Here is a 3,641-nt window from a genome sequence, read left to right as displayed (position 1 = left end):
ACCACGCACCTCGAGGCCTTCGCGGCGGGACTGCCGCTGCGGCGGGTCTGGCTGCATTCGCGCACGGCGGACAAGGCCCATGCGCTGGCGGCCCACGCGCGCGGCCTGGGGCTGGAAGCCGAGGTGCTGGAATCCGCCGCGGGCGAGATCGAAGCGGTGTTGGACCGCGTGTCGATGGTGGTCACCGTGACGTCGAGCCGCACGCCGGTGCTGCCGGATCTGGATGCCGGCTGCTGGCGCGACGACCACTTCATCGCCGCGGTCGGGGCGTTCCGGCCGGACATGTGCGAGCTGCCGCCGGCGCTGTGCCGCGGCGCCGCACAGGCGGGGCGGCTGCTGGCCGATACGCTGTTCGGCATCGAGGACGAGGCCGGCGACCTGCTGCAGGCCGGCATCGACTGGGCCGCGGTGCAGCCGTTCGAGACGGCGATCCTGGCCGCGGATGCGATCCGCGCGCGCACCGGCAGTCCGCTGGTGTTCAAGAGCGTGGGCTATGCGCTGTGGGATCTGGCAGCGTGCGCCCTGGCGGTGCGAGGTATCAACGCATGACGCCGCGGAAGGCATCGGGGCACGACCCGGTGTCACATTCCTGAGACACTTCTGCCGCCTCTCTCCCCGCCGCGGTGGCCCTTCGGATACCGCTGATTGCGGTAAACCCTCAATTTAGTGGCGCCCCTCTACAAAATGTATCTAGATTGAAACGATGGCGGCATCCGCAGCGGGATAATGCTGCCCTTGCAGTTGAAAACCACGAAGGAGAGAGGATGTCGCACAAGAAAAAAATCCTGGTGGCTGTCGCGGCCATGGTAGTGGGCGGGGTTGCCCAGGCACAGTCGGCCGGCAGCACCGTCGTCAGCACGGGCTGGTTCCGCGTGATGCCGAACAGTTCGGCCGATCCGCTGACCATCGACAGCGTCGGCGGCCGCCCGGTCGGCACCCAGCGCCCCAATACCGGCGCCGATATCAAGGCCGCCAATACGCTGGGCCTGTCGATCGACCACTTCATCACGGACAACATCTCGGCCGAATTCGTGCTGGGCCTGCCGCCCAAGCACGACGTCGAGGGAGACAAGGGCTACGGCAAGTACGGCAAGCTGGGCACGGTGCGCCAGTGGAGCCCGGCGGTGCTGGTCAAGTACCACTTCCTGGAGCCCGCCGCGCGCCTGCGTCCCTATGTCGGCCTGGGCGTGAACTACACCTGGTTCAGCGACGAGACGATTACCAACCAGCAGTTCGTGCGCCAGGAGTTCGGCCCGAACGCCACCATGACCGCCAGCGCCAAGTCGTCGTGGAATCCGGTCTTCAACATCGGCGCCAACTACAAGATCAACGTGCGCTGGCACGTCGGCCTGTCGGTGTCCTACCTGCCGCTGGATACCCGCGCGACCTTCGTCACGCGCAACTCCGCGCTGGGCGGCGCCACCGTGGTGTCGCACACCAAGATCAAGATCGATCCGATCGTGACCTTCCTGAACGTCGGCTACCGCTTCTGAGCGTCGCCGACCGGCCGCGTCCGCGTCTCCCTGGAGCGCGGACGCGGTTCCTTCCGATCAGCCCTTGACCGGATAGCCCGCCGATTCGATGGCCTCGCGCACTTCCTGCGCATCGGCGTCCGATTCCACGCTGACCGCCTGCGCCGCGATATCGGCCGACACGCGGGCGTCGGGATCGACCTGCTTCACCGCGCGCGTGATCGCGCCCACGCAGTGATTGCAGGACATGCCTTCCACTTGAAACTGCATCATCGTCGAACTCCTCGGTATGGGTGGTGAATGCGGTGAATGGCGCCATTGTGAACCTTCCCATCATGTCAAGCGCAAGCCCCGACGCGCCGCATGGAGAACTGGCACTTCGGCCTTGACCTTCCTAGCATGGTAAGGTCCAGCATCCAGTGACAGGCTATGTCAACGAGGATGCCAACCGCCATGTCCACTTCTTCCATACCGCTGTCTCCGGCCCCGGCCGGCACGAATGCCACCCCGGCCGCGCCCGAATGGCGCCTGCCGATCGAAGGGATGACCTGCGCCTCCTGCGTGCGCCGGGTCGAGAATGCGCTGGCCAAGGTGCCGGGGGTGCGTTCGGTCGCCGTCAACCTCGCCACCGAGGAAGCGACCGTGCAGGCCGACAGCGCCGCGGTGCTGCCCGCCGCGGCGGACGCCATCGCCGCCGCCGGCTACGCGGTGCCCCGCACCGAGCTGGAGCTGTCCGTGCGCGAGATGACCTGCGCCTCCTGTGTCGGCCGCGTCGAGCGCGCCTTGCGCGCGGTGCCGGGCGTGGTCGATGCCCAGGTCAACCTGGCCACCGAGCGCGCCCTGGTGACGCTGGTCGGCGGCAGCGCGGCCGACATGCTGCCGGCGCTGACCGAGGCCGTGTCGCGTGCCGGCTATGCCGCCGAACCGGTGAGCGATGGGGTAGCCGATGCCGCCGCGGCCGCAGGGGCGCCGCCCGCGCGCACCGCCGACTTCTGGTCCGGACCCTGGTCGGTCGCGATCCCGGCCGCGCTGTCGCTGCCGCTGGTCGCGCCGATGGTGCTCGGCTGGTTCGGCATCGCGTGGAACGTGCCGGCGCTGTGGCAATGGCTGCTGGCCACGCCGGTGCAGTTCGTGTTCGGCTGGCGCTTCTATCGCGCCGGCTGGAAGGCGCTGCGCGCCGGCACCGGCAATATGGATCTGCTGGTGGCGCTCGGCACCTCGGCCGCCTACGGCCTGTCGCTGTGGCTGATCTGGCGCGGCGCCGCCGCCCATGGCGAGAGCCATCCGCACCTGTATTTCGAGAGCGCGGCGGTGGTGATCACGCTGGTGCGGCTCGGCAAATGGCTCGAGGTCCGGGCCAAGCGGCAGACCGCCGACGCGATCCGCGCGCTGGCCGCGCTGCGGCCCGATACCGCGCGGGTGCGCCGCGACGGCGTCGACACCACGGTGCCGCTGGCGCAGGTACGCGTCGGCGACGAGGTGGTGGTGCTGCCGGGCGAGCGCATTCCGGTCGACGGCGTGGTGATCGACGGCGACAGCCATGCCGACGAATCGATGCTGACGGGCGAGAGCCTGCCGGTGCCCAAGCATGTCGACGACCGCGTGACGGGCGGCGCCATCAACGGCGAGGGCCGGCTGGTGCTGCGCACCGCCGCGGTCGGCGCGGAAACGGTGCTGGCACGCATCATCCGCATGGTCGAACACGCGCAGGCGGCCAAGGCGCCGATCCAGCGGCTGGTCGACCGCGTCAGCGCGGTGTTCGTGCCGGTGGTGCTGGCGATCGCGCTGGTCACGCTGCTGGGCTGGGGCCTGGCGCTGGGTGACTGGCAGTCGGCGCTGCTCAACGCGGTGGCGGTGCTGGTGATCGCGTGCCCGTGCGCGCTGGGGCTGGCCACGCCGACCGCGATCATCGCCGGCACCGGCGCGGGCGCGCGGGCCGGCATCCTGGTCAAGGACGCCGAGGCGCTGGAGACCGCGCATCGCGTCAACGTGGTCGCGTTCGACAAGACCGGCACGCTGACGGTCGGCCAGCCCGAGGTGGTGGCGCTGCTGTCCGCGGAGGGAATGACCGGCGGCGGCGAGCGGCGTGACGACGCCTCGTCGCTGCTGCTGGCGCGGCTGGCCGCGCTGCAGGCTGGCAGCGAACATCCGCTGGCCCGGGCGGTGCTG

At 69.9% G+C, this 3,641-nt stretch carries 4 protein-coding genes; 3 read left to right on the top strand and 1 reads right to left on the bottom strand.

Annotated features, from left to right (window positions below; genetic code table 11):
- A partial coding sequence (locus AC6EI8_RS25340) for a Rossmann-fold NAD(P)-binding domain-containing protein (protein WP_498383237.1) occupies positions 1–549 on the top strand: 549 nt, incomplete at its 5' end.
- Positions 550–764: 215 nt separating this feature from the next.
- The gene (locus AC6EI8_RS25335; protein ID WP_498383235.1) at positions 765–1,493 is read left to right on the top strand and encodes an OmpW/AlkL family protein; all 729 of its coding nucleotides are present in this window, start codon (positions 765–767) and stop codon (positions 1,491–1,493) included.
- Positions 1,494–1,550: 57 nt separating this feature from the next.
- On the opposite strand, the gene AC6EI8_RS25330 is transcribed toward AC6EI8_RS25335, so the two are convergent.
- Positions 1,551–1,745 carry a heavy-metal-associated domain-containing protein gene (locus AC6EI8_RS25330; protein WP_265633000.1) on the bottom strand — a complete coding sequence of 65 codons (195 nt, stop codon included), beginning with the start codon at positions 1,743–1,745 and terminating at the stop codon, positions 1,551–1,553.
- Positions 1,746–1,925: 180 nt separating this feature from the next.
- Between AC6EI8_RS25330 and AC6EI8_RS25325 the strand changes: the two genes are divergently transcribed.
- Positions 1,926–3,641: heavy metal translocating P-type ATPase (locus AC6EI8_RS25325; protein WP_498383234.1), on the top strand; the 1,716-nt coding region annotated here is incomplete at its 3' end.

The sequence above is a fragment of the Cupriavidus sp. R6-3 genome, assembly GCF_059772245.1.
This window is presented reverse-complemented; position numbering and strand designations above follow the sequence as displayed.